General features: G+C 49.3%; 25 protein-coding genes. 16 read left to right on the forward strand and 9 right to left on the reverse strand.

The genetic code is table 11. The features are described 5' to 3' along the window. Positions 1–65: 65 nt before the first annotated feature. The 5 genes from INP79_RS03920 to INP79_RS03940 are packed head-to-tail and all read right to left on the reverse strand — an operon-like array spanning position 66 to position 3828. Positions 66–509 (reverse strand): DUF2147 domain-containing protein, encoded by a 444-nt coding sequence (locus INP79_RS03920; RefSeq protein ID WP_194753007.1) that lies wholly within the window; start codon positions 507–509, stop codon positions 66–68. Positions 510–535: 26 nt separating this feature from the next. Next, positions 536–2083, reverse strand: a complete 1548-nt coding sequence (ubiB, locus tag INP79_RS03925) for a ubiquinone biosynthesis regulatory protein kinase UbiB (protein WP_194753008.1) — start codon at positions 2081–2083, stop codon at positions 536–538. 3 nt (positions 2084–2086) lie between these two features. Further along, complete coding sequence (locus INP79_RS03930) at positions 2087–2677, reverse strand: SCP2 domain-containing protein (RefSeq protein WP_194753009.1); 591 nt, start codon at positions 2675–2677, stop codon at positions 2087–2089. 4 nt (positions 2678–2681) lie between these two features. Beyond that, positions 2682–3449, reverse strand: a complete 768-nt coding sequence (gene ubiE / locus INP79_RS03935) for a bifunctional demethylmenaquinone methyltransferase/2-methoxy-6-polyprenyl-1,4-benzoquinol methylase UbiE (protein WP_194753010.1) — start codon at positions 3447–3449, stop codon at positions 2682–2684. Then, positions 3433–3828: a gamma-butyrobetaine hydroxylase-like domain-containing protein gene (locus INP79_RS03940; RefSeq protein WP_194740661.1), complete on the reverse strand. Its 396-nt coding sequence runs from the start codon at positions 3826–3828 to the stop codon at positions 3433–3435. Before INP79_RS03940 ends, ubiE begins: the two co-directional genes overlap by 17 nt. A 234-nt stretch (positions 3829–4062) precedes the next feature. Here INP79_RS03940 and INP79_RS03945 point away from each other — a divergent pair, with 234 nt between their 5' ends. Then, positions 4063–6018 (forward strand): dynamin family protein, encoded by a 1956-nt coding sequence (locus tag INP79_RS03945; protein ID WP_194753011.1) that lies wholly within the window; start codon positions 4063–4065, stop codon positions 6016–6018. A 48-nt stretch (positions 6019–6066) separates the two neighbouring features. Here the strand turns inward: INP79_RS03945 and rpoH are convergent, their stop codons facing one another. Continuing rightward, entirely contained in the window at positions 6067–6924 is an 858-nt protein-coding gene (rpoH, locus tag INP79_RS03950; protein ID WP_194753848.1) for an RNA polymerase sigma factor RpoH, read from the reverse strand. 298 nt (positions 6925–7222) lie between these two features. On the opposite strand from rpoH, the gene INP79_RS03955 reads away from it, so the two are divergent. Continuing rightward, a complete protein-coding gene (locus INP79_RS03955) occupies positions 7223–8269 on the forward strand; it encodes a glycosaminoglycan attachment site (RefSeq protein WP_194753012.1) in 1047 nt (348 codons plus the stop codon). A gap of 86 nt (positions 8270–8355) precedes the next feature. Beyond that, positions 8356–9906 carry a hypothetical protein gene (locus tag INP79_RS03960; RefSeq protein ID WP_194753013.1) on the forward strand — a complete coding sequence of 517 codons (1551 nt, stop codon included), beginning with the start codon at positions 8356–8358 and terminating at the stop codon, positions 9904–9906. Positions 9907–10089: 183 nt separating this feature from the next. Here the strand turns inward: INP79_RS03960 and INP79_RS03965 are convergent, their stop codons facing one another. Further along, on the reverse strand, positions 10090–10746 hold the full coding sequence (locus INP79_RS03965) for an SDR family NAD(P)-dependent oxidoreductase (RefSeq protein ID WP_194753014.1): 657 nt from the start codon (positions 10744–10746) through the stop codon (positions 10090–10092). A gap of 163 nt (positions 10747–10909) precedes the next feature. Here INP79_RS03965 and INP79_RS03970 point away from each other — a divergent pair, with 163 nt between their 5' ends. Next, positions 10910–11791 (forward strand): LysR family transcriptional regulator, encoded by an 882-nt coding sequence (locus INP79_RS03970; protein ID WP_194753015.1) that lies wholly within the window; start codon positions 10910–10912, stop codon positions 11789–11791. Between the two features lie 467 nt (positions 11792–12258). Here the strand turns inward: INP79_RS03970 and INP79_RS03975 are convergent, their stop codons facing one another. Continuing rightward, a complete protein-coding gene (locus tag INP79_RS03975; protein WP_194753849.1) occupies positions 12259–12708 on the reverse strand; it encodes a hypothetical protein in 450 nt (149 codons plus the stop codon). A gap of 167 nt (positions 12709–12875) precedes the next feature. Next, positions 12876–13484 (reverse strand): hypothetical protein, encoded by a 609-nt coding sequence (locus INP79_RS03980; protein WP_194753016.1) that lies wholly within the window; start codon positions 13482–13484, stop codon positions 12876–12878. Positions 13485–13646: 162 nt separating this feature from the next. Between INP79_RS03980 and INP79_RS03985 the strand changes: the two genes are divergently transcribed. The 12 genes from INP79_RS03985 to ureC all read left to right on the forward strand — a co-directional run bounded on the left by INP79_RS03985 (position 13647) and on the right by ureC (position 25199). After that, positions 13647–14822: a porin gene (locus INP79_RS03985; protein WP_194753017.1), complete on the forward strand. Its 1176-nt coding sequence runs from the start codon at positions 13647–13649 to the stop codon at positions 14820–14822. Between the two features lie 41 nt (positions 14823–14863). Next, the gene (gene fmdA, locus INP79_RS03990) at positions 14864–16087 is read left to right on the forward strand and encodes a formamidase (RefSeq protein WP_194740674.1); all 1224 of its coding nucleotides are present in this window, start codon (positions 14864–14866) and stop codon (positions 16085–16087) included. Positions 16088–16149: 62 nt separating this feature from the next. Then, positions 16150–16488: an FmdB family zinc ribbon protein gene (locus INP79_RS03995; RefSeq protein WP_194753018.1), complete on the forward strand. Its 339-nt coding sequence runs from the start codon at positions 16150–16152 to the stop codon at positions 16486–16488. A gap of 69 nt (positions 16489–16557) precedes the next feature. Beyond that, a complete protein-coding gene (gene urtA / locus INP79_RS04000) occupies positions 16558–17796 on the forward strand; it encodes an urea ABC transporter substrate-binding protein (protein ID WP_194740676.1) in 1239 nt (412 codons plus the stop codon). A gap of 117 nt (positions 17797–17913) precedes the next feature. After that, positions 17914–18831: an urea ABC transporter permease subunit UrtB gene (gene urtB / locus INP79_RS04005; RefSeq protein WP_194753019.1), complete on the forward strand. Its 918-nt coding sequence runs from the start codon at positions 17914–17916 to the stop codon at positions 18829–18831. A 112-nt stretch (positions 18832–18943) separates the two neighbouring features. Then, positions 18944–20230, forward strand: coding sequence for an urea ABC transporter permease subunit UrtC (gene urtC, locus INP79_RS04010; RefSeq protein ID WP_194753020.1), 1287 nt, complete (start codon positions 18944–18946; stop codon positions 20228–20230). Next, positions 20227–20970, forward strand: a complete 744-nt coding sequence (urtD, locus tag INP79_RS04015) for an urea ABC transporter ATP-binding protein UrtD (RefSeq protein ID WP_194753021.1) — start codon at positions 20227–20229, stop codon at positions 20968–20970. Before urtC ends, urtD begins: the two co-directional genes overlap by 4 nt. Before the next feature lie 29 nt (positions 20971–20999). Further along, positions 21000–21689: an urea ABC transporter ATP-binding subunit UrtE gene (gene urtE, locus INP79_RS04020; protein WP_024929619.1), complete on the forward strand. Its 690-nt coding sequence runs from the start codon at positions 21000–21002 to the stop codon at positions 21687–21689. Between the two features lie 132 nt (positions 21690–21821). Next, entirely contained in the window at positions 21822–22688 is an 867-nt protein-coding gene (locus tag INP79_RS04025; protein ID WP_194753022.1) for an urease accessory protein UreD, read from the forward strand. 27 nt (positions 22689–22715) lie between these two features. Then, a complete protein-coding gene (gene ureA / locus INP79_RS04030) occupies positions 22716–23018 on the forward strand; it encodes an urease subunit gamma (protein ID WP_194753023.1) in 303 nt (100 codons plus the stop codon). Between the two features lie 172 nt (positions 23019–23190). After that, positions 23191–23499, forward strand: a complete 309-nt coding sequence (locus INP79_RS04035; RefSeq protein ID WP_194753024.1) for an urease subunit beta — start codon at positions 23191–23193, stop codon at positions 23497–23499. Beyond that, positions 23496–25199, forward strand: coding sequence for an urease subunit alpha (gene ureC / locus INP79_RS04040; RefSeq protein ID WP_194753025.1), 1704 nt, complete (start codon positions 23496–23498; stop codon positions 25197–25199). The genes INP79_RS04035 and ureC overlap by 4 nt, the downstream gene beginning before the upstream one ends. Positions 25200–25201 lie beyond the last annotated feature (2 nt).

Genomic DNA, 25201 nt, shown 5'->3' on the forward strand with positions numbered 1-25201 from the left:
GGTTTTGTGCGGTGCGCAAAAGCTAAAAAGACCTGAAAATCAGGTCTTTTTACAATTCTGCACAATTACTCGACCCGCTTCCAGGTTTGTGAGCGCCCCAGCAGTGAGAAGCCGATAAATCCACGTACTTCAAGCTCATTGCCATTCTGGCTCAGCGTCATTTTGCATTTGTAGGTTTTGCCATTTTCCGGGTCAAGAATCTCGCCGCTATCGTAGACATTGCTGTTAGTGCTTTTCTTTAAGTGTTTGGCAATGGTCATGCCGATAATTTTCTGGCCTTTGCGCTCGTCCGTGCATTTGTCGCAGACGGCATCGCCGGTATCGGTGGCAAGCAGGCCTTTTTCGACGATGGCGCTGTATTCCCCGGCAGTTTCAACAATGCGCACCAGTGATCTGGGCTTGCCGGTTTTATCATCCGTGGTTTGCCAAACGCCACTTAAATCTGCGGCATGCGCTGCGTAGGGCAGCATGAGTAAGGTGATGGCCAGCAGTTGCTTGAGGGATTGCATGGTTGATCTCCTTTAACGGCGACAGCTTAGTGGTTAAACAGCAGGAACAAACTTGCAAATTGCAGCAGCACCAGCACGATAATGGCCGTGGTGGTCCATTTTTGCCAGGTGGTTTGTTGGTGCTGCGAGGTAAGCAAAGCATCGATACGGCTTTGCTGTTTGCCCAGCTCGGTCTGGTTGCGCAGGTATTGTTCAAACAGGCGCGGCATGTCTGCTGCGTGGGTGAGAATATAAGGTAATTCGCGTTTGGCGGATTTGAGTAGGCTGCGCCAGCCGATTTGCTCGCTCATCCAGCGCTTGAGGAAAGGTTTTGCGCTGTGCCATAAATCAATATTCGGATCGAGTTCGCGCCCCAGGCCTTCAATATTCAGCAGGGTTTTTTGCAGCATGATGAGTTGCGGCTGGATATTCACCCCGAAGCGACGTGACATCTGGAACAGGCTGAGCAGGGTGCGGCCGAATGAAATATCTTTCAGTGGTTTTTCGAAAATAGGCTCACAGATCGCGCGCACCGCAGTTTCCAGTGCTTCGACATTGGTATCCGCAGGCACCCAGCCGGATTCAATATGCGCCACGGCCACATCGCGGTAATCGCGATTAAAGAAAGCCAGGAAATTGCGCGCCAGGTAGTATTGGTCGGTGGATGACAGGCTGCCCATAATGCCAAAATCAAGCGCGATAAACTTGCCCTTGTCTGGCCCTTCAGTCACTACCTGGATATTGCCAGGGTGCATATCGGCATGGAAAAAACCATCACGGAATACTTGCGTGAAGAAGATTTCCACGCCTTCGTGCGCCAGTTGCGTCAGGTTGATGCCATGTGCTGTGAGGGTGGCGGTGTCTCGCACCGGGGTGCCAAACATGCGTTGCATGGTCATGACCTGTTTGTGCGAATAGTCCCAGTACACGCTAGGCACCAACAAGCGGCGGTCGCTGAAGTTGCGGCCCAGTTGCGCACATTGTGCTGCCTCCAGCGTTAAGTCGAGTTCATGCTCGGTATGGCGGGCGAATTCGTCCACCATTTCATCTGGTTTCAGGCGGCGTGCTTCGCCGGAGAGTTTTTTCACCCACCACGCCAGTGTGCGCAACAAGGCAATGTCGCGGTGGATAATCGCTGCAATGCCAGGGCGCAATACCTTGACGGCTACTTGCTCACCGCTATGCAGTTTGGCGAAATGGACTTGCGCCACCGACGCGCTGGCGACAGGCGTGGTATTGAATTCTGCGTATACCGTGCTCAGGGGGGCTGCGAATGCTTCTTGAATAATGGCTTCGACTTGCGCATAAGCAAATGGCGGCACCTGGTCTTGCAATTTTGTGAGCTCGTCGGCTACGTCTGTTGGCAGTAAATCGCGGCGCGTTGATAGCATTTGGCCGAATTTAACGAAAATTGGCCCTAGTCTCTCAAGTGCGAGGCGTAAGCGCACCGCACGTTGCTCGGGCGCATGCCGCCAGAACAGCAGTACGTTTAGCAGGCGGTAGGCCAGGCCTGGTTGTTCATTGCGGACAAAAAAAATGTCGAGGCGGTACCAGATCAGTACGCCGATAATATGGAAAAAACGTAACCAATGCATGTATTACTGGCTTTCAGGAGAGGCAGCTGCGAGTAGTTTATTGACACGCTGTTGCAGGCGGTCGGTATCTTCGCGGAGTTGGTCAACCGCCTGGTTGAATTGCTCAACGCGGGTCTTTTTGGCAATGATGGGTTGCTCTTCTTGCCAGTATTCCACCAGCATTTCTCCCAGGTTTTTGGCCTGGCTTTGCCAGCGCTGTAATTTCTCCTGCCCGATTTGCACGACCTGATAGGCGGCAATGTCGCCGACGACTTTGCTTAAGTCATCTTCAATATCCCAGCGGATGGCAGACAGTATTTTGCCGACCTCTATGCCAAGTGCAGTGTCGCCATCGATTTTAATCAGGCTGTGTGCAAGCGGGTCTTGCCGGAGCAGGCGCATAGCCAGGCTAGGTGGCAAGTGTATGGTGGCATCCGCCTCGGCTGAGTCGCCGGCGACGGCCAGCTCACCATTATTTAAAATGGTGAGTGTGGCTTGGGCGACTTTAAAGTCCAGGCGCAGGTTTTTATGGGCATAAGGCTGTAGCAGCGGTGCCGTCCAGCTGTTTTGCTGCATCAGGTGTTGCAGCACAAATTGAATCAGGGGTTTAAACATGTGTTTAGATCTTGATGCCTTTGTGCAGCGCCACCACGCCAGCGGTCAGGTTGTAATAATCCACTTTGCCAAATCCGGCGTCGTACATCATTTGCTTGAGGGTTTCCTGGTCAGGGTGCATGCGTATGCTTTCTGCCAGGTAGCGGTAACTGGGCTCGTCGTTGGCAATCCATTTACCAAACTTGGGCAGCAATTTAAATGAATAGGTGTCGTAGAGTTTTTCCAGTGGTTGCCACACTTTTGAAAACTCCAGTACCAGCAGGCGACCACCTGGTTTGAGCACCCGTTGCATTTCACGCAAGGCAACATCTTTATGTGTCATGTTGCGCAAGCCAAAGGCAACGATGACACAGTTAAATGTTTCGTCGGCAAATGGCAGTACTTCTGCATTGCACTGCGTAGCCGGAATGCTCAGCCCTGCATCTATCATGCGATCGCGGCCGACACCCAGCATGGAGGCATTGATGTCGGTCAAAATCACCGTGCCCGGGTTGACGGCAGATTGCGTGCCCACTTTTTTGGCAAACAGGCGTGACAAGTCACCGCTGCCACCAGCAATATCCAGCACTTTGTCACCCTGGCCCACGCCGCTAACATCGACCGCAAAGCGCTTCCACAAACGGTGCATGCCTGCCGACATCACATCGTTCATGATGTCGTATTTTTGCGCGACCGAATGAAACACCTCACCGACTTTTTTCTGCTTGTCAGCTTCGGCCACGGTATCAAAGCCAAAGTGGGTGGTTTTTTGCGGATCAGTGTTTTGCTGCATGTGTGGGTTCCTTGCGGGTATGGCCAGCCATGGATAGTTTAGTCACATAGTCTTGCCACAGGCTTTCATAATGTTGTGCCAGATAATAGAGATAATCCCATGAATACAGGCCGGTATTATGACCATCGTCAAAGATCAGTTTGATGGCGTATCTGCCAACCGGTTCAATATCGCTAATATTGACGTTTTCTTTGTCCAGTTGCAGCACCTCCTGCCCGGCGCCATGGCCGCGTACTTCGGCCGAGGGAGAATACACACGCAAAAATTCGCAAGACAGCATGCACTCGGTATGGTTGTCGAAGTGTATTTCAAGCAGGTGTGAGGCCTGATGCAGTTGTATCAGGGTCGGGGTCGGACAATCAGGATGTAGACCGCTCATAAGATTGAAGAAAGTGGTGGATTGGGTCGTTAACTTTAATTATGCGCATGATAGCAGATGCATGATTGCCGCGCATGGATAGTCTTTGTTGTATCTTATGGTTGATAATTCATTTTATTTGTGAATTAATAGCTATACCTACATGATTTATTTGAACTTTTATTATTTCATGATAGATTACTAAAAAAACAAACCATCATGAATAGGTTACCTAACAATTCTTAAGCAGGTCCTATGGAAAATAACAGACTGGCACAACAATTTGATTTGTACACGCGATGGCGTCAATCGATTGCTGATGTTTTGGGGGAGTATCGGCGCTGGTTGGCCGATAAACAGCTCAGCGATGTGCAAATAGAAGAGCGGATACAGCAGCAACTAAACCGTTTGCGTGAGGACAAGTTAAATGTCGCATTTGTCGCCGAATTTTCGCGCGGCAAATCCGAGTTGATTAATGCGATTTTCTTCTCCGGTTACGGTCACCGTTTGCTGCCATCCGGCGCAGGACGCACCACCATGTGCCCCACCGAATTGCGTTATGACACTGGCAAGCCGGTCAGTTTGTCATTGTTGCCGATTGAAACCAACAGCCACCAGATTTCCATTAGTGAATACCGCCGTATGCCACAAGCCTGGTCTGCGGTCGAATTTGATGCACATTCCCGCGAAAGCATGGTTGAGGCCTTTAAAGAGGTCAGCCGTACCCGCCGCGTGACTGTCGATGAAGCGCAATCCCTGGGACTATATAACCCTGACCAGCCCGATGATGCCATGCTGATTGGTAACGATGGCCTGCTTGAAATTCCCTGCTGGCGTTATGCCGTGATCAATTTCCCGCACCCCTTGCTCAAGCAAGGCCTGGTGATTCTGGATACGCCAGGATTGAATGCGATAGGTGCCGAGCCCGAGCTCACCATGAGCATGCTGCCGAATGCGCATGCGGTGCTGTTTATTTTAGGCGCCGATACTGGCGTGACTAAATCTGAAATGGAAGTCTGGCGCCGTTATATCAGTGGTGCGCGCTGGAAGCAAAAAGGCCGTATGGCCGTGCTCAACAAGATTGATGGTTTGTGGGATCCGCTGAAAACTGATGATGAAGTGGAAACAGAACTTTATCGCCAGCTGCAAAACACGGCCGAGTTATTAGGTTTGCCGCGCGACCAGATTTTACCGACTTCGGCACAAAAAGGCTTGTTGGCCAAAGTGAAGGGCGACCAGCAGTTGTTGCTCAAAAGCCGTTTGCTGCAACTGGAAAGAAACCTGTCTGATGAGCTGATCCCTGCCAAGCAGGAGATTGTGCGCGAGAGCATACAGGGTGAAATTGAAGACATGGTGCATCAGACGCGCATCACGTTGGAAACGCGTTTGCAAAGTGTGCTCGATCAAGCCGATGAATTACGGTGTTTGCAGGGCAAGAACGAAGATGTGATTGCGCAGATGATGCGCAAGGTCAAGCAAGACAAGGTTAATTTCGAAGTCGGTTTGCAGCGTTACCAAGCCTTGCGTAGCGTATTTTCAGTGCAGTCCAATCAGGTATTCCATCATCTGGGCATGCCTGCGCTCAAAAACAAAGTACGCGAAACGCGCGATACCATGATGAAAGCGGCGTTTACCAAAACCATGCGGCAAGCCATGGATGATTTTTTCAGTGAGCTCAAGCGCCGCATGATGGATGCCGATGTGCATGTGCATGAAATCAAGAAAATGATGGAAGCCATGTATGAGAAGTTTTCCAAAGAGCACGGTTTGATACAAAAAGCGCCACCGCCATTTTCTACCTCACGCTATTTAAAAGCGCTCAATAAACTGGAAGCCATTTACCGTGACCAGTTCAACACCACCTTCAACATGATTGCCCACGAAAAACTGACGCTAACCAGCAAGTTTTTCGAAACGCTGGCCAGTCATGTGATTCTCGAATATGAAGCGGCCAACCGCGATACCGAAAGCTGGCTCAAAGCCGTGATCGCGCCGATGGAAAGCCAGATGCGTGAACACCATGTGCAACTCAAGCGCCGTGTGGAAAGCATCAAGCGCATTTACCAGGCGACTGATACCCTGGAAGAGCGTATTGCCGATTTAGAGCAGGTAGAGTTGTCGATACGCCAGCAACTGGCAGAGCTGGATCAGCTCAATAGTAAGGCCATGTTTGCCTTGGCGCACGAAGAAGTGATTGTGCAAGCAGCCTAAAAATAACTGCCATGAAAACAAAAACGGGAGCCTAGGCTCCCGTTTTTGTTATTTGCTTTCCAGCATATAGGTTTTGATTTTCTGCATCGCCTTCTGCTCAATCTGGCGAATACGTTCTGCTGACACATTAAACTCAGCAGCCAGTTCATGCAGCGTGGAGGCATTACCCTCCGTCAACCAGCGCGCTTGCAGCACACGGCGGCTGCGCTCATCCAGTTGTTGTAAGGCCATGCTCAAGCCTTCGGTTTGCAAATGCTCGTCTTGCAGGTTTTCCAGCAAAGTAGATGGCTCAGGGCCTTCATCTTCCAAAAACGCAATCGGGCTGTACACTTCTTCGCCATCGTCATCTACTTGCGCGTCCAGAGAAATTTCCTGACCGTTCAGGCGGTATTCCATCTCGGTCACTTCTTCTGGTTTCACGTTCAGCTCGGTGGCGATACGGTGCACATCATCCTGGCTCAGTGTTTCAAAGCCTTGTTTCATGCTACGCAAGTTAAAAAACAGCTTGCGTTGTGCTTTAGTGGTCGCGGTTTTCACCAGGCGCCAGTTACGCACGATGTATTCGTGAATCTCGGCCTTAATCCAGTGCATGGCAAATGAGACCAGGCGCACGCCACGGTCAGGGTCAAAGCGTTTCACCGCTTTCATCAAGCCAATATTGCCTTCCTGAATCAGGTCGGACTGTGGCAAACCATAACCGCTGTAGCCACGGGCAATGCTCGCGACCAAACGCAGATGCGACACAATCAGTGCGCGCGCAGCTTCCAGGTCACCACTTTTTTTCAACTCAGTCGCATAGCTGTATTCTTCTTCAGCCGTGAGCACTGGAAACTGCTTGATGGTGCGCAGATATTGATCCAGGCTGTCAGCCGAGGAAACGACAGGTAAAGTTAACGCGTTGATAATAAACTCCTTATTGAAAGAAGATGTTTAAAATGATTTTAGCACTCAAAGCTTGAGAGTGCTAGCCTATTTAAAAGTTCCACGCTGGATACCTGCTTTTCGGAAATAGAGTTTGGATATGAATTTTATGAAGTCGTGTTTTCTTATGGATATTACTGTAAAAACAATCAAGCTTTTATTGAGACAATAAAATTTATCAGGCCTATTCTTGGCTAACTGATTTTGCTTATTGTTATAAGCCTGACAGAATCATGAAGATCACAATAATGCTGTTTGGGCCTACCTCGGATAATTGAATATTATGAGTGCACTACCTCTATTTCAAAGTGTTGTACCTTTAGAAAGGCAACATCCTATATATAGACGGCTTCTTGGAAATGCTTATGAAGCAGAAAGATTGGTTCTATTAAATTGGTCAGATGGGTTTGTGGACAGGGATGGAAAATTTTGTCATGAGTTTCAGATAAGTTTCGAGTCATGTTTTTGGGAGTTATATATTCATGCCTGTCTAAAAGAGTTAGGGGCCAATTTAGATTTCTCTCATCATGCTCCGGACTTTGTTGTAACTGGTAGAAATAGACTGTGTATTGAAGCCACAATTGCTGCTCCACCGAAAGGTGAACAGGGGCCAGTTGGTTTTTCTATGAGAAATTTACCTGAAGACTTCAACAGTTTTAATAGGGAATCCACCATACGTATCTGCAACAGCTTTACCTCTAAAGTAAAAAAATTACGAGAAAGTTACTCAAACTTAGCACATTGCAAAGAGCAACCTTTCGTAATAGCTATCGCGCCATTTGATAGGCCGTTTTCTCATTTTTCAGGAATGCGGCCAATTATCAGTGCTTTGTATGGGCTATATTATGATGAAGAGCAAACGTTGGAAACTAATGCGGAAAACATAGTTAGTTACAATGTGGAGAGTGTGAGTAAGACTGAACAGGTGGATTTGCCGCTTGGATTTTTTTGTACGCCTGAATATGCGGATGTTAGTGCGATGATATACAGTGAAGTAGCCACTTGGGGCAAGATTAGGGCGATGGCAGACAATCCCAATGCTTTAACAGTATATAAAACGTTACACCCTAACCCGAATGGAATAATGCCTACCGTTAAGGTAAGAAGAAAACAGGAGTACCAAGAGGACTTACTTGATGGTTTCTGCGTGTTCCATAATCCATTTGCTAAAAATAAATTATCACCAGATTTTTTTAATCATAATCGATTAGCCCAGGCATACATAAGACCGGATGGAGAGCTACATTTCGATCATCCAAAAGATTTTTTATTATGCCGAATGCTTCAAACCGTTGCCGTGCGAAAAAGTGATGATCCTAAAGAAATTTAGGTATTCCAAAGAGGTACTCAATTATTTTAAGATTTAAGTAGGAATTAAATTCATCGTAGATTGTTTTGAAAGTTTAAGGGTAATCTGTGGCAAGACATGACTTCAAAAAACCTATAGTTAAGCTGCTTTGTTCTAGAGTAGCAGGTAGATGCTCTAATCCAGATTGTAGGGTACAAACAGTGGGCCCCTCAAGTAACGGAAAGACAAACATAATTGGTGTTGCAGCGCACATAACTGCTGCCTCCGTTGGTGGGCCTCGATATGATGAGTCGCTCACTTTGGAACAACGAATTGCTATTGAGAATGGAATTTGGCTCTGTGCAAATTGTGCTGGTCGAATTGATAGGGATGTGGAGTTTTATACTGTCAGCTTGCTCAATGAGTGGAAAGTTGCCGCCGAACAAATGGCTCATGCAGAGCAGGGGATGAAAATTCCCGACCAGAAATTTATTGATAGCTCCCTTAAAACTGCATTCACGGGAATGCCGATGGACTTCCACCCACAAGCTATTTCACGCATCCATGATGCAAGTGTAAATGCACTTCAAGCCCTAGACCCCAGATTCTCCATTGAGTCAACTTACATAAATGGCTTAACAACTTATTCATTTGAAGCAAAAGAAAATGTTTCACTATCAATGCATATTGAGTCCAAACAGCCAGAGCACTATGGATTAGCATTTCAAAAGTTTGTGGAAGAGGGAAAGGACTTCACTGTCAGCGCAAACTCTGTCTTGATAGATGGCTCAGATTTATTAAAAAAATTATTCGAGCAAAATGGAGGGGAGTTATCTTTAGTATCTCCAAAGATAAAAGTACTTCAAAAAACATGGCTGATGAATGCCGAAACCAACGAGAAACTTGCTTTTGACGATGTTCATGGTGAAGTTTCACTAGGGACTAAAGCGTTGACTTTCGAAGGGCATGCCTGCGAAGGGATACTTAACTTTAAATTCCAAATATTCAATCCAGAGCTAGAAATGGAGTCCAAGTTTTCGCTTAGCTTGAACTATGAAAAATGGGAAAACACGGAAATTAATAGTCTGCCTTATTTTGAGAAATTACATTCTCTTTTCACAAGAATGAATGAAGGGTGGAAATTTTTTACTTCTCTGGAAAGACAAGGGGAGCTGATAGCACAGTCAGTTGGGCAGGATTTGGGTAAGCATGAATTCGTATATTTGACTAGAAACTTTCTTGACTATACCAGTTATTGCAGAACAGTCGCATCTAAGATGAAAATGGAGGTTAAATATGAGCGATCAGTTTCTTTCACTAAAGAAGAAATCCTTAAATTAAAGGATGCCTCTGACATTTTCCTAGGAAATGGAGAATTTAACAAAGATCAGATACTCACCAACGTAACTTGTCAGTTAACTGTAGACGATAGCGACAACCATTTAATAATACTGAACAACACCGACAAGCCAACTGCAATTCAAACTGTTCAGGATATACCTGAGGTTATGAGGTTGTTTGGTAAGGAAGTGGTCTTGCCACTTATGAAAGTGACATTTCTTAATATATTGCCAAAATATGATGTAGATTTAACTAAAGTCCGGCCGGGAGACATCATTGATGTTGAGTGGGTACCTCAGGATTACTTCTCTTGTATTTATGAATATGTAATGGAATAAAAAACTAAAATATTCTTATCTTAATTTTAATTAGTGTTCTTTGATTGCCGTGCCCGTTTTCGGTTACTAACTTTATGTCGAGAAATAGGTCAATTTGGTCATATTGTTGCAGCTAGGTACTAGCTTGCCGTGCATCATGAAGGGAGGGGGGCTCCTCCTCCTCAAGATTGAGCTTACCTACAATTAGCTCGCTGGATACATTGTTTCTGCTGTCCACTGACCAGCAGGTTGCGCATGCAATGTCCAGAATTGCTCGGCAACATCGTGAGACTCTTTTGAGCCTGGGTTCACAAAGGTGGCCACGGTGACAGTGGCAACATGGATATTTTGTTGTTTGAGGTGTTCAAACAGCCCCAGAGTCAACGCGCGAATGCCTGCTTTGCCGATACTCAGCGAGAGATAATCTGGGCTTGGATACAAAGCAAACCCGCCGCCTGTGAGCAGGATAGAACCTGATTTGGCTTCGGTCATTAACGGTACCACTGCTTTAACCGCCGATAAGGCACCGCCAATATTAACTGCCAGATCACTGTTAAACGTGTCGTTGGCTTGACTGGCGATAGTGGCCTGACGGAGATTCGCCGCGTTGTAGTGCAGGACATCAATGTTACCTTCCTGATTTTTAACGGCAGTAATGAGCGCGGCTACCTGGCTTGCATCAGACGCATCCACCACCTTGGCCTCGGCTTGATAACCTTTGCTATTCAATTCGGCGACTAATTTGCCAGTGTTTTCGGCGTTGCGGCTCGCCAGAATGATTTTGAACCCTTCTTTGGCAAAGCGCTCTGCTGTGGCGACGCCCATGCCTGGGCCGGAACCAATACCTAAAAATACTTTCATGTGAAATCTCCTCTTCAATAATGACATTCAATGTTTGCCTATCAACATGGCATAGAAGCGCTTTTGAATAGGCAGTGCTTTACTGCATGAACGCTATTCTGATGATTGCAATCACTTTGATAAATAGCATAATATTAAAAATATTATTTACTGAGAGTGATGAATGGATAGATTCACCAGTATGCAGGTATATACATCAGTTGTGGAGTTAGGCAGTTTTACAGCCGCAGCGAATGTGTTTCGAATGTCTCCTGGCATGGTGACCAAACACATTAATGCCATTGAAAAGAGGCTGGATGCGACGCTCATCAAGCGTACGACGCGCAGGCTGCAAGTCACCGAAGTTGGAAAAGCCTATTACGAAAGCTGTAAGGAGATTTTGAAGAAAGTCGAAGATGCGGAAGCCGGGACGGCCATTTTAAGCGGTAAACCTAAAGGGTTACTGAAAGTCACCGCCTCACTCTGGTTTGGATCTATTACTTTGACGCCAATTGTGTGTGATTATTTAAATCAGTTTCCGGATGTCAGTGTGGAGTTATCCCTTTCCGACAGGTTTGTAGACATTATTGATGAACACTTTGATGTGGCCATCAGGATCGGCGAGTTGTCGGATTCGTCCCTAATCGCCCGTAAATTGGCGACTGTTGAGTTGTCGATATGTGCCTCGCCTGCCTATCTGAACAAGCATGGGACGCCCACTAAGCCTGAGGACTTGAAAAACCATGAGTGTTTGGGCTTTACCAATTGGCGGAGCCAAAGCGGCTGGAAAGTGGTCGAAAAAGCCCTGACCAACCAGGGGATGAGTCGCTCCAGGTTTGATTCCAATAATGGGCAAGCATTGAGGCAGGCCGCATTGAAAGGCATTGGGATTATCCTGATGCCAAAAGTGCTGCTGGCACCTGACATCCAAGCCGGGCGGCTTGTGGAAGTGCTCAAGGAATTTACGCCACCCCCCAGGCCTGTGAATGCGGTGTATCCCAAAGAGCGGCAAACAACGCCCAAGCTGGCTTCGTTTGTGGACTATCTGGCCGAACACTTAAAGTAGGCAGGGTTTCTATTCCACAATTACTGTGGATAACACCGTGGATTGGTTCTTGGTAACGCGCCTAACTATATGATTCGCTGAATTTTTGCGACGTCGAGTAAACTTTGACCAATCTGCGCCCCGGGTATGGCTTAAAACGATTATTTCAGCGGCGGTGCCGGGAAGGGGTTCGGGAATACAGGCGGGTATTCATAAGGCGGACATGAAATCTCGCTGACTGTGGCGGTCAATGATGGTTTCAATAAAAAATGCTGCAAAGTCCTTGTTCCTTGGTTAAAACAACGTGCTGAACAAGGCAGGAAAATGCTTTTCAATCAGTTGTAGCGTTTAAATCTGGTGGAGCCAGCTCTGTACCCCGGCTTGATCGCTGGGTGAGGTACGATAACAATAATAGCTGACTCCTCCCTTACATTTCCAAAGAATCCGGTTGATCGTACGGCATGCCTGCCTGTGCAGGCAGGCGTTATTTAGTCGCGTCCACGGCCGTGACCATTACCGTGTCCTTTGCCATGCCCGTGTCCGCGGTCGTCATCCCAGTCGCCGTGATCATGGTCATGTCTGCCGCCAGGGCCACCTCCGTAGGCATTGTAGCGTGGCGCATAAACGTTCTGATACCAGTTGTCCTGCACAAAATATACTTGTCGGCCACAGGCACCATAGTTGCCACAATAGCGACCCCATTTTTTCATTTGGCCCGGTGGCACGCGCAAATACATCGGCGGTTGCACCACGGCCACGGGTGGCGGCTGGATAATCACAGGTTGGGGATAGATAACTTGCGGTGCGGGATAGGCGTTCCCCAACACAATCTGTCCATAAAATCCCGGTTGACCAACGCTCACGGCCACACCAACATCTGCTGCGAAGGCTGTGACTGCGCTAGCCATTAATACTGCACCCATCGCTAATTTTTTCATCATCATTCATCCCTCTAATTAAGGCATCTTTGCCTATACATACGCATGAAGTGTCACGCGTATGCGCATCTTAGAAAATCGGACAATTTGATGACAGTCTCATGATTCTGATAGTCATGTCAGAAAGCGCTGACGACGATGAGAGGTCAAAATAGGGTGGCGACCACTTATTTCAGATTGCGAATCGCCATCCAGCCCAGGTCATGCATACAGGCCACAAATGCGCGCTTGTAGGTTTGTGTTTTGTAGTCCGGCAAATAGTCCGGCCCCAGTTTTTTCTCACAAGCGCCTTGATCCTGTTTGAGCTGATTCGGGAAGGCGCCCATTTTCCACCATGAGTTAATCGAGTATTGCACATCCGGGCCATCGTTGGCTGTAGAGCGGCTGGCGGCGGTCGGTGTTTCTGCAACGGCGACTGGTGCTGCTGGCTGCTTGGCCGACTCAGCTGCTTGTGAGGCTGGTTGTGGTGTTTTTGCAACAGCTGCGGCCACTGGTTTTTGCGGGGTCTCTGCGGATAACTCTATAAAAGGACTGGGCTTGGCCTGGCTGACTTGTTTGTTATCGGTCACTTCTATGGTCGCGAATAATGGGTCAAAGGCATCGACAGTGGGTTTCTGCCAGCCATGTTCGGCCAGGCACTTGGCCAACTGATCACCACTGCCGCGGCAAGCTTGGTGCGCGCGGTCTATGTCTTGCTGTGAGCCGCCGCGTTTATATGAGACCTCGCCGCAGCCTGCTAATAAAGTGCTGAATAGGATGTAAGTTAAAAGACGCATTGCGAGCCCTGTTCTCAATTTGTTATGTGCAGTCTAGCGGTGTTTACCCACCGTCGCCACTACGCAAATTGACGTATTTGTCCTACATGCCCCTCTCGTTAAGCTGAGCGCAAGTTTTGATTAACTGTGTTGGTTTGAATTTAACGAGAAAGGGAGTTTTAGATGATGAACTTGAAAAAATGTGCCTTGCATACAGCAGTAGCAATGGCTTGCGGCTTGGGTGCACAAATGGCGAATGCCGGTGCCACGATTACTTTTGGTGAAGATAAGTATATCAGTGCTGGCTTCGGTTTTATTGGTGGTTATTCTTCAGTAGAAGATGCTGCTGCCAACGGCAAGGATCGCTCTAACGACTTTTCTTTAGACAGTGCCCGTATTTACTTATCTGGTTCGTTCAACAAATACATCAAAGGCATGTTGAACACAGAGAAAAACATTGCCGCGCCAGGCGGTGGTAGCAGCGACACGATTCAAGTGATTGATGCCAACGTGCAGTTCCAGTTGACGCCAGAAGTGGCCATCTGGGCAGGTCGTTTCCTGTCCCCAAGTGATCGCGCCAACATGGCGGGTCCTTACTACTCTATGGGTGGCGGTTACTGGAGCGGCATTGCTTCGCGTTATGGCTTTAACGGTGGTGTGATTGGCCGTGATGAAGGTGTGGCGGTAGTGACCAGCTTCCTGGAAGACCATCTTGCCGTGTCCTTCGGTGCCTTTGAAGGCGACAACATCTTCCGCTTGAGCGGTGTGGGTGCGCAATCAGAAACTGCGGGTACTAAAGACAAATTAATGTATGCAGGCCGTGTGCAATACAACTTCTGGGACGCAGAACCAGGTTATTACGGCACAGGCAGCTACTTTGGTGCCAAAGACATTCTGTCTATTGGTGTGGCCGGTCGTGTGAAAAAAGACGGCGTGGTCAGCGGCTTGGGCGCGGTAGGTGACTACAGCTCTTACAGCGTTGACTTCTTGTTAGAGAAGAAAGATGTCGGTCCTGGCACCTTCTCTACTGAAGCGGCTTATTACTACTACGACACCGACAATGCCATTCTGGGTGAACAAGGTAAAGCTTACTCAGCTGCGGTGGCCTATTTGTTCCAGGACGAAATCGGCTGGGGCAAGTTCAAGCCTTTTATCCGTTATCAAAAGTTTGACGCGGATGGCGTGACGACGGCGACCTCAAATGTACGCACTGGCGCAGATACCAAGCGTGTTGAGATCGGTACCAGCTACGTGATCGCGCCTTACAACGCCATGATTACTGCCAGCTACGGTAAGACTGACTTTTCAAACGCCTCTGATACCAACGACTTCAAAGTCGCGTTGCAGATGCAATTCTAATCAACACCTTATAACCCTTTTCCACAAAGGAGATGAGCGTAATGAAAACAATAGTTAAGCTGGATTTTGATAAAAAGCCATGGGAACAGGACGGTCAGATTCATAACCGTTGGCACCCTGACTTGCCAATGATTGCAATGGTTAAACCGGGCGATGAGTTCCGCGTCGAGTGTATGGACTGGACCGGTGGCCAGATTGGTAACAATGACAGCGCTGACGATATCCGTGATGTGGATTTGACGCAGGTGCACTACCTGAGCGGCCCGATCGGCGTCGAAGGCGCTGAGCCAGGTGACCTGATGGTGGTGGAAATTCTGGATGTCGGCACCTTTGATGACCAGCAATGGGGCTTCAACGGCCTGTTTGCCAAGGAGAATGGCGGCGGTTTTTTAACTGACCATTTCCCTAAAGCCAGCAAATCCATCTGGGATTTCCACGGTGTCTATACCAGTTCCCGCCATGTGCCAAAAGTACGTTATGCCGGCATCATGCACCCGGGGTTGATCGGCTGCCTGCCATCCCGTGAGTTGCTGGATACCTGGAATGAGCGTGAAGCTGCGCTGATTGCAACGGATCCAGACCGCGTGCCAGCATTGGGGCTGCCGCCAGAGCCAAAATCTGCAGTGATGGGTCGTCTGTCTGGTGAAGCGGCCAAACAAGCCGCTGCTGAAGGTGCACGTACGGTGCCGCCACGCGATCACGGTGGTAACTGCGACATCAAGAACCTGACCAAAGGCTCCAAAATCTTCTTCCCGGTGTATGTGAAGGATGGCGGTCTCTCCATGGGGGATTTGCACTTCTCCCAAGGTGACGGCGAAATCACTTTCTGTGGTGCGATTGAGATGGCAGGTTACCTCGACATTAAAGTCAGCCTGATCAAAGACGGCGTGAAGAAGTACGCGATTAAAAACCCGATTTTCCAACCAAGCCCGATTACACCGACATATCGTGACTACGTGATTTTTGAAGGTATTTCAGTGGATGAAGCTGGTAAGCAACATTACCTGGATGTCCATGTGGCGTACCGTCAGGCTTGCCTGAACGCGATTGAGTACCTGAAAAAGTTTGGCTACAGCGGCGAACAGGCGGTGGCGATTCTTGGGACTGCACCGGTAGAAGGGCATATCAGCGGCATTGTCGATATTCCTAACGCATGTGCGACCTTGTGGATTCCGACTGAGATTTTTGAGTTCGACATTCGTCCGAATGCCGATGGACCGAAAATCATGGTGCCGCCAGGCATAGACGTCGCCCCATCAACTTAACTGTAGACAACGTTTTCATCCAGTCAGGTTTGCTCAGGTAAACCTGCAAAGAAAGGGTACAGATGCCTCTTTACGAATATGAATGTGATTGCTGTGGTGTGTTTACGGCACTGCGCAAAATGAGTGAATCCAGTTTGCCAGCCGATTGTGAATACTGTGGTGCAGAAAGCCCACGCATCCTGTCGGTGCCCAAACTGGCCATCATGGACAAACATCAGCGGTCCGCGCATGAACGTAACGAGAAATCTGCGCACGAGCCGCGCAGTGCCCGCCGCTCCAGTTGTGGTTGCACAGGATCACATACCTGTAAAACCACCACCAAGCTGAATGAGGAGACTGGCAAGCTGCCAATGCAAATGCAAACCAAGAAAACAGCACGGCCTTGGATGATCGGACACTAGTCCGATCCTCTCAAAAAACATTATTCAATATTTGTATTTAATTGATTTATCCATAAAGGAGAAGATGTAATGAGTACCTTAAACAGACGAGGTTTTATGAAAGGCGCATTGCTGGGAGCTATGATGGCCGCAGGCCTCATCAGCGGTCATGCTCTGGCAGCAGATTATCCGACAGCCAAAGTAAACACGACAGGGTTGGCTGTGACCGACACCACCGTGAAAGTAGGTATTCTGCATTCCGCCACTGGTACTATGGCGATCAGTGAAACCGGCTCTATCCAGGCTGAAAAACTGGCGATTGAGCAAATCAACGCCATGGGCGGTATCCTGGGTCGCAAGATCGAAATCGTGCAAGAAGACGGTGCATCTGACTGGCCAACCTTTGCTGAAAAAGCGAAGAAACTGCTGGAAAAAGACAAAGTGGCTTCTGTGATGGGTTGCTGGACATCTGCTTCACGTAAAGCGGCGCTGCCTGTGTTTGAAAAAGACAACGGCTTGCTGTTCTACCCAACCTTCTATGAAGGCCTGGAACAATCCAAAAACGTGTTCTATACAGGCCAGGAAGCCACACAACAAATTCTGGCAGGTCTGGATTGGATCGCTAAAGAGAAGAAAGCTAAAACTTTCTACCTGATCGGTTCTGACTACATCTGGCCACGTACTTCCATGAAAATTGCCCGTAAACACATCGAGCAACATCTGGGCGGCAAAGTGGTGGGTGAAGAGTACATCGCTTTGGGTGATACGCAATTTGGTTCTGTGATCAACAAAATCAAACTGAAAAAACCTGACGTAATCTATGCAGCGGTAGTGGGCGGCAGTAATGTGGCCTGGTTCAAACAGTTGAACGCAGCTGGTTTGAACTCCAGCAAGCAAACCATGTTGACCATCTCCGTGACTGAAGATGAAGTATTGGGTATCGGCGGTGAAAACCTGGCTGGTTTCTACTCAGCAATGAAATACTTCCAGTCGCAAGACAATGATTCAAACAAGAAATTTGTTGAAGCATTCAAAAAGCGTTGGGGTAAAGATGCTGTGATCGGCGACGTGACACAAGCGGCTTACCTGGGCCCATGGTTGTACAAAGCTGCAGTTGAACGCGCAGGTAGCTTCGATGTAGATAAAGTACAAGCTGCATTGCCTGGCTACGAGTTCAAAGATGCACCTGAAGGTCCTGTGACTGTTGAAGCTAACCATCACCTGACAACCAAGTTGCGTATTGGTCAGTGGGGTAAAGATGGCCAGGCCAAAGTGGTATACACCTCCGGCTACATCAAACCAGATCCATTTCCAAAGGGCTACCAATAATTCCCGGCTAGTCATTACGTAGTGTCTTAACGCATGAACGGTAGCCGGGAAACCCGGCTACCGTTTAGCGCAAGTAGTAAACAAATTTCAGAGAAGTTGTATTTTAAGGAGACCGATATGTTTGGTTATTCGATGGCAGATATAGGCAATATTGTGGTGATGCAGGGCTTTTCGGGCCTGAGCATGTTTACAGTGTTGCTGCTGATGGCTCTGGGTCTCGCGATTATTTTCGGGCAGATGGGGGTGATTAATATGGCGCATGGTGAGTTTATGACCATAGGCGCATACACCACCGTGCTTATTTCCAAAGTGGCTGCTAATTATGGTTTCACGGATTATTACTTCGTGTTCGCCATTGCAATTGCCTTTGTGCTGGCATTTGCGGTTGGTTACTTTATTGAATTCATTATGATCAGGCATCTCTACAAGCGGCCGCTGGATACCTTGCTGGCGACTTGGGGCTTGAGTCTGGTCATGCAACAAATTTTCCGTTCTTCATTTGGCGCCAAAGAAGTCAGTGCCGAGTTGCCTGAATGGATGCTGGGTTCGTTCCAGCCAACCCCGGACATTGATATCCCGATTAACGGCGTGTTTGTGATGGTGCTGGCTGCGCTGGTGACCTTTGGTGTCTATATGTTCATGTTCAAGTCACGCTGGGGCCTGCGTGTGCGTGCCACCGTGCAAAACCGCACCATGGCTGGCGCTGTGGGCATTAACACTGCCAAAGTGGACCGTGTGACCTTTGCGCTTGGTTGTGGCATTGCCGGCATCGCCGGTGCGGCTTTTACCACCATTGCTTCTACCGGCCCGACCACAGGTACCTTGTACATCGTCGACAGCTTTATGGTGGTGGTGTTTGGTGGTGCAGCCAGCATTGTCGGTACGATTGCTTCTGCCTTCGGTATCGCCCAGGCACAGTCTGTCCTGCAATTCTTTATGACCAGCTCGATGGGCAAGGTCTCTACCTTGCTGGTGATCGTCACCATTCTGATGATGAAACCAGAAGGCTTGTTTGCCTCCAAACTGCGTAAATAACAGATCTGGCGACGTGTGAACCAAGTGCTCACACGTCGCCATAAGTAAATAGACGTATTAATACTTTATATCTGTCGCAATAGAATTAACGCATCAACAGAGGAGAATCTTGATGACATTATGGGAAAAAATAACAGCCAGCCCGATGCTGGGTGGCAAAGAAGGAGTGATCAGTCTGGCTGTACTGGCTGCGGTCATCTTCGTCGTGTTGCCATTAGGGGTGGATATTTTCCGCCTTAACCTGATTGGCAAATACCTGACTTACGCATTCGTCGCCGTGGGCCTGGTGTTGTTGTGGGGGCACGGCGGTATCCTGAGTTTGGGCCAGGGCATTTTCTTTGGCCTCGGTGGTTACGCCATGGCGATGTTCCTCAAACTGGAAGCCTCAGACCCATTGAGCACCAAAATTCAGTCTACGCCAGGGATTCCTGACTTTATGGACTGGAACCAGCTGACTGCCTTGCCATGGTTCTGGGAGCCGTTCAAGAGTTTGCCATTTACCATCTTTGCCGTGTTGACTATCCCGGCCCTGTTTGCTTACATCATCGGTTACGCCATGTTTAAACGCCGCGTGGGCGGGGTGTACTTCTCCATCATCACGCAAGCGGTTGCCTTGATCCTGAGTATCCTGATTGTCGGTCAACAAGGTTACACCGGCGGTGTGAACGGCATGACAGACTTGCGCACCATGCTGGGCTGGGACATCCGTACTGACTCTGCCAAATACATCCTGTACTTTGTGAATGGCCTGTTGTTATTTGGCGCGATTTTCCTGTCCAAATATGTGATGAGCAGCAAGTTCGGTATGTTGTTGCTGGCCATGCGTGACAAAGAAGAACGCGTCCGCTTCTCCGGTTATGACGTCTCCAATTTCAAGATCTTTATCTTCTGTCTGGCGGCCATGATGTCTGCCGTCGGTGGTGCCATGTTTACCTTGCAGGTGGGCTTTATGTCACCTTCTTTCGTCGGGATCGTGCCTTCGATTGAAATGGTGATCTTCTGTGCCGTGGGTGGTCGTGCGTCCCTGGTGGGCGCAGTATATGGCACCCTGTTGGTCAATTACGGCAAAACAGTGTTCTCTGAAACCTATCCGGAAATGTGGTTGTTCCTGATGGGCGGGCTGTTTATCTCTGTGGTGATGTTCTTCCCAAGCGGCCTGGCTGGTATCTGGGATAAATATGCGACCAAATATGGTTGGTTCAAAGAAAAAGCCAAGCCTGTAAAAAAGCTTGAGGTAAGTACTTCTGAGGGTGAAGCACAAGCAGTACTTACCGAGACAAGCCCTGAAACAATCTTGGCCGCTGACGCTACCGGGGTGGCCGCCAAGAAAGCAACACGCAAGAAAGCAGACGCGATGCCTGCAATCGAAAGCAACAAAATGAGAGGAGCAGAAGCATGAGTAATACAGACTTCGTCTTGGCTGTAGAAGATTTAACCGTCTCCTTCGATGGCTTTAAAGCGGTGGATAGCCTCACCATGTATATCGATAAAAATGAGCTGCGTGTGCTGGTGGGCCCGAATGGTGCTGGCAAGACGACCGTGCTGGACTTGATTTGCGGCAAAACTAAATCGACCTCTGGTTCGATCAAGTTTAATAATACCGAGCTGACCAAGCTGTCCGAGCACGAGATCGTACGCTCCGGGGTGGGTCGTAAATTCCAGAACCCGTCGATTTACGAAAACCTGTCGGTGTACCAAAACCTGGAAGTATCCTATCCAAAAGGCCGTGGTGTGTTTGGTAGCCTCACCTTCAAACGCACTAAAGAGGTTGAGGACCGTGTGCGTAAAGTGGCGGCAGACATCATGCTGACCGAGTTTCTCGATATGGAATCTGCCTTGCTCAGCCATGGCCAGAAACAATGGCTGGAAATCGGCATGCTGCTGATGCAAGAGCCAGAGTTGCTGATGCTGGACGAGCCGGTGGCAGGCATGAGTGCCAAGGAGCGCGACCAGACGGCGGAGTTACTCAACCGTATCTGCCAGAACCGTTCAGTGATCGTAATTGAACACGACATGGAATTTGTGAAGAAAATTGCGCACAAAGTCACCGTGTTGCACCAGGGCAAGATCCTGGCCGAAGGGCCGATGGAAAAGGTGCAGGCTGACGAAAAAGTCATTGAAGTTTACCTGGGTCATTAATTGAATTAGGCCAATATTAGGAGCACAGCATGTTTGAAATTGAGAATTTGCAGGTGAGTTATGGCCAAAGTCAGGTGATTCATGGCCTGAACTTCAAAGCCAATAAAAACGAAACCCTAGCGATTATGGGTCGCAACGGTATGGGTAAAACCACCTTGTTTAAATCGCTGATGGGCATTTTGCCAAGCAAAGCGACCAAGGCGACTGTTGACGGCGTTGACTTGCAGGGTGCTGCCACGCATGACCGTGTCATGAAAGGCCTGGCCTACGTGCCGCAAGGGCGCTGGATTTTCCCCAATATGACGGTGCAGGAAAATATCGAAACCGGGCTGGAGAAGTCTTCCTCTGGCGAAATTCCGGAGGATATTTTTGCCTTGTTCCCGGTCTTGCATGAAATGCGCAAACGCAAGGGTGGTAACTTGTCCGGCGGGCAACAACAGCAACTGGCCATCGCCCGCGCACTGGTGACTAACCCTAAGGTGTTGTTACTGGATGAGCCTACCGAGGGTATTCAACCGTCTATTATCAAAGACATCGCCAAAGTGTTGAATGAAATCCGCAAGATGCGTGAAATCACCATCATTGTCTCTGAGCAGGTATTGAGCTTCACCATGGAAGTGGCTGACCGCATTATCGTCATTGATAAAGGCCGTTTTATTCACGAGGATACACGTGACAATGTCGATGCCGCAAAAGTGAAAAGCTATCTATCTGTGTAAGTGCTTTTTTAGCCACAGAGGGCACGGAGTCCACAGAGAAAAACGAATTTGCAGTTCCTCTGTGCTCTCTGTGTCCTCTGTGGCATATAGAAAAAATGAATTATCAGGATTTGTCTGTGGCATGATGCCGTTATGGATGATTTGAAGCATACGGCAACATCGCTAGCGCCAACGAAAGCAACAAAGAACTGGCAAGCCAGGCTGGAACTCGGCTTTGCTAAACGTGAAGCACGTTCTTACCTGGCACATCGCCTGCACAACGGGCCGCTTATCGTGCAAAAATCCCTGCATCCCGAAGGTGACGCCATTTGCCATGCTGTGATTGTGCACCCGCCTGGTGGCGTGGCGGGCGGTGACGCCTTGCATTTACAGGTCAATGTGGGGGAAGGGGCGCAAGCCTTATTGACGACACCTGGTGCCGGTAAATGGTATAAAGCCAATGGGACGTTGGCTACACAGGATTTAAAATTTACCCTGGCCGCTGGCAGTGGGCTGGAGTGGTTGCCGCAGGAGAATATCTTGTTTGACGCGGCTGAAGTGCGCTTTGGTGCCGAGATAGACCTGGCTGCTGATGCCAGATTTGCTGCCTGGGATATTGCCTGCCTGGGCCGTCAGGCGCAGCAAGAGGCCTGGCAAACCGGCGTTTACCAGTTAAAGCAACAGATACGTCGCGATGGCAGGCTGATCTGGAACGAGCGTGCGCATATGCGTGCCGCTGATCTGCTGACGAGTAGCCGTGTCGGTTTAGGTGGCGCGGTGGTCTTTGGTACTTTTTTAGTTTGCGCGGGAGCGGTGCCTGCGGATGTGGTGCAGGCTTGCCGGGCGCTCGCGCCAGCCGGTGCCAAAACCGGCATCACAGCCTTGCCGGAGGTGCTGGCGATCCGCTACGTCGGGCAGGCCTCACAGCAGGCCAGGCAATACTTCGAACAATGCTGGCAACTGTTGCGCCCCTGGTATTATGGCCGCGCAGCGATCAGGCCGCGCATTTGGAACACTTAAAACAATCATAATTAAAGAGACTCAGCGATGGAACTCACGCCCAGAGAAAAAGACAAGCTACTGATATTTACTGCCGCCCTTCTGGCCGAACGGCGCAAGGCGCGTGGCTTGAAACTCAATTATCCTGAATCCATTGCCTATATTTCGGCCGCCATTATGGAAGGTGCGCGGGATGGTAAAACGGTGGCTGAACTCATGAGCTACGGCACCACCTTGCTTACGCGGGATGAGGTGATGGAAGGCGTGCCGGAAATGATTCCGGATATACAGATTGAGGCGACTTTTCCGGATGGGACTAAGCTAGTCACCGTCCACCACCCGATCCCATAGTGATTGAATGATGAAAATGGCGAATTGCGGCGTTGCGCGGTACTCGAAATCCTCATGTACTAGCTGTACATTCCGGTTTCTGCGTTCCGTGCGTCTTGCACTTCATCCATTTTGATCATTCACTGAATATATGGCGCAGTAAAAACAAAATAAAGTCATAGGAGCAAAATTAATGATTCCTGGCGAAATGCAAATAGCTGAAGGCACCATAGAGTTAAATGTCGGCCGCGAAACGGTAACGCTCGATGTGGCAAATACCGGCGATCGCCCGATCCAAGTCGGTTCGCATTACCATTTTTATGAAACCAATGATGCCTTGGCGTTTGACCGTGCGCTGGCTTATGGCTGTCGCCTGAATATTGCAGCGGGCACGGCGGTGAGGTTCGAACCTGGCCAGACGCGCACCGTGCAACTGGTGAAATTGGCAGGGGATAGAAAAGTGTATGGTTTTGCTGCACGGGTGATGGGGAGCCTGAAATGACCATTAAGATGGATAAACGTGCTTATGCCGAAATGTTCGGCCCGACCGTGGGCGACAAGGTGCGCCTGGCGGATACCGATCTGTGGGTAGAAGTGGAGAAAGACTTCACCATTTATGGTGAAGAGGTCAAGTTTGGTGGCGGCAAGGTCATTCGTGATGGTATGGGCCAAGGCCAGGGCCTGGCGGCGGAAGTAGCGGATACGGTGATTACTAATGCTTTGATTATCGACCACTGGGGCATCGTCAAAGCTGATATCGGCATCAAAGGTGGTTATATTTCTGCCATTGGCAAAGCCGGTAATCCGGATATCCAGCCCGGCGTGACGATTGCGATTGGCGCGGGCACCGAAGTGATTGCCGGTGAAGGCATGATTATCACTGCCGGTGGCATTGATACGCATATCCACTTTATTTGTCCGCAGCAGATTGAAGAGGCGTTGATGTCTGGTGTCACCACCATGATAGGTGGCGGTACTGGGCCAGCCACCGGCACATTTGCGACCACCTGTACACCCGGGCCGTGGCATATCCACCGCATGTTGCAATCTGCGGATGCCTTCCCCATGAACCTGGGCTTTTTGGGCAAAGGTAACGCCAGCTTGCCTGAGCCCTTACGTGAGCAGGTGCGCGCAGGCGTCATCGGCCTCAAGCTGCACGAAGACTGGGGTACCACGCCAGCGGCGATTGATAATTGCCTGACGGTGGCTGACGAGATGGATATTCAAGTCGCCATTCACTCAGATACCCTGAACGAATCAGGCTTTGTCGAAACCACAATAGGCGCCTTTAAAGGCCGCACCATTCATACTTTCCATACCGAGGGGGCGGGTGGCGGTCATGCGCCGGATATTATCAAGGCGGCCAGCCACCCCAATGTGTTGCCGTCTTCGACCAATCCGACGCGGCCATTTACCGTGAATACGATTGATGAGCATTTGGATATGCTCATGGTTTGCCATCACCTGGACCCGGCGATTGCCGAGGATATTGCGTTTGCCGAGAGCCGTATCCGCCGCGAAACCATTGCCGCTGAAGATATTTTTCATGACCTTGGTGCGTTCTCCATGATGTCGTCAGACTCACAGGCCATGGGCCGCGTCGGCGAGGTCATCATCCGTACCTGGCAGACGGCCCATAAAATGAAAATCCAGCGTGGTCCGCTGGTAGAAGATAGTCCTGGCAACGACAACTTCCGTATCAAACGCTATATCGCCAAATACACCATTAACCCGGCACTGACGCATGGCATTTCGCATGTGGTGGGCTCGGTCGAGGTCGGCAAACTGGCTGACCTAGTGGTGTGGAAACCCGCCTTCTTTGGCGTGAAACCGTTTACCATTATCAAAGGTGGCATGATTGCCGCAGCGGCCATGGGCGATCCGAATGCCTCTATCCCAACCCCGCAGCCGGTACATTACCGCCCGATGTTTGGCGCGTATGGCGGTGGTTTGAAAACAGCGGTGACCTTTATTTCGCAAGCCGGGCTGGATAATCCTGAAGTGCATGCACTAGGCCTGCAAAAGCCACTTATTGCGGTCAAGGGCACACGTGATGTGAAGAAGTCGGACATGGTACATAACACCTGGATGCCCAAGATCGATGTTGACCCGGAAACCTATGAAGTGTTGGCGGATGGCATGCCTTTAGTTTGCGAACCAGCTGAAGTGCTGCCGATGGCGCAACGTTATTTCCTGTTTTAATC

It is taken from the genome of Methylophilus sp. QUAN, assembly GCF_015354445.1.
Lineage (GTDB): Bacteria > Pseudomonadota > Gammaproteobacteria > Burkholderiales > Methylophilaceae > Methylophilus.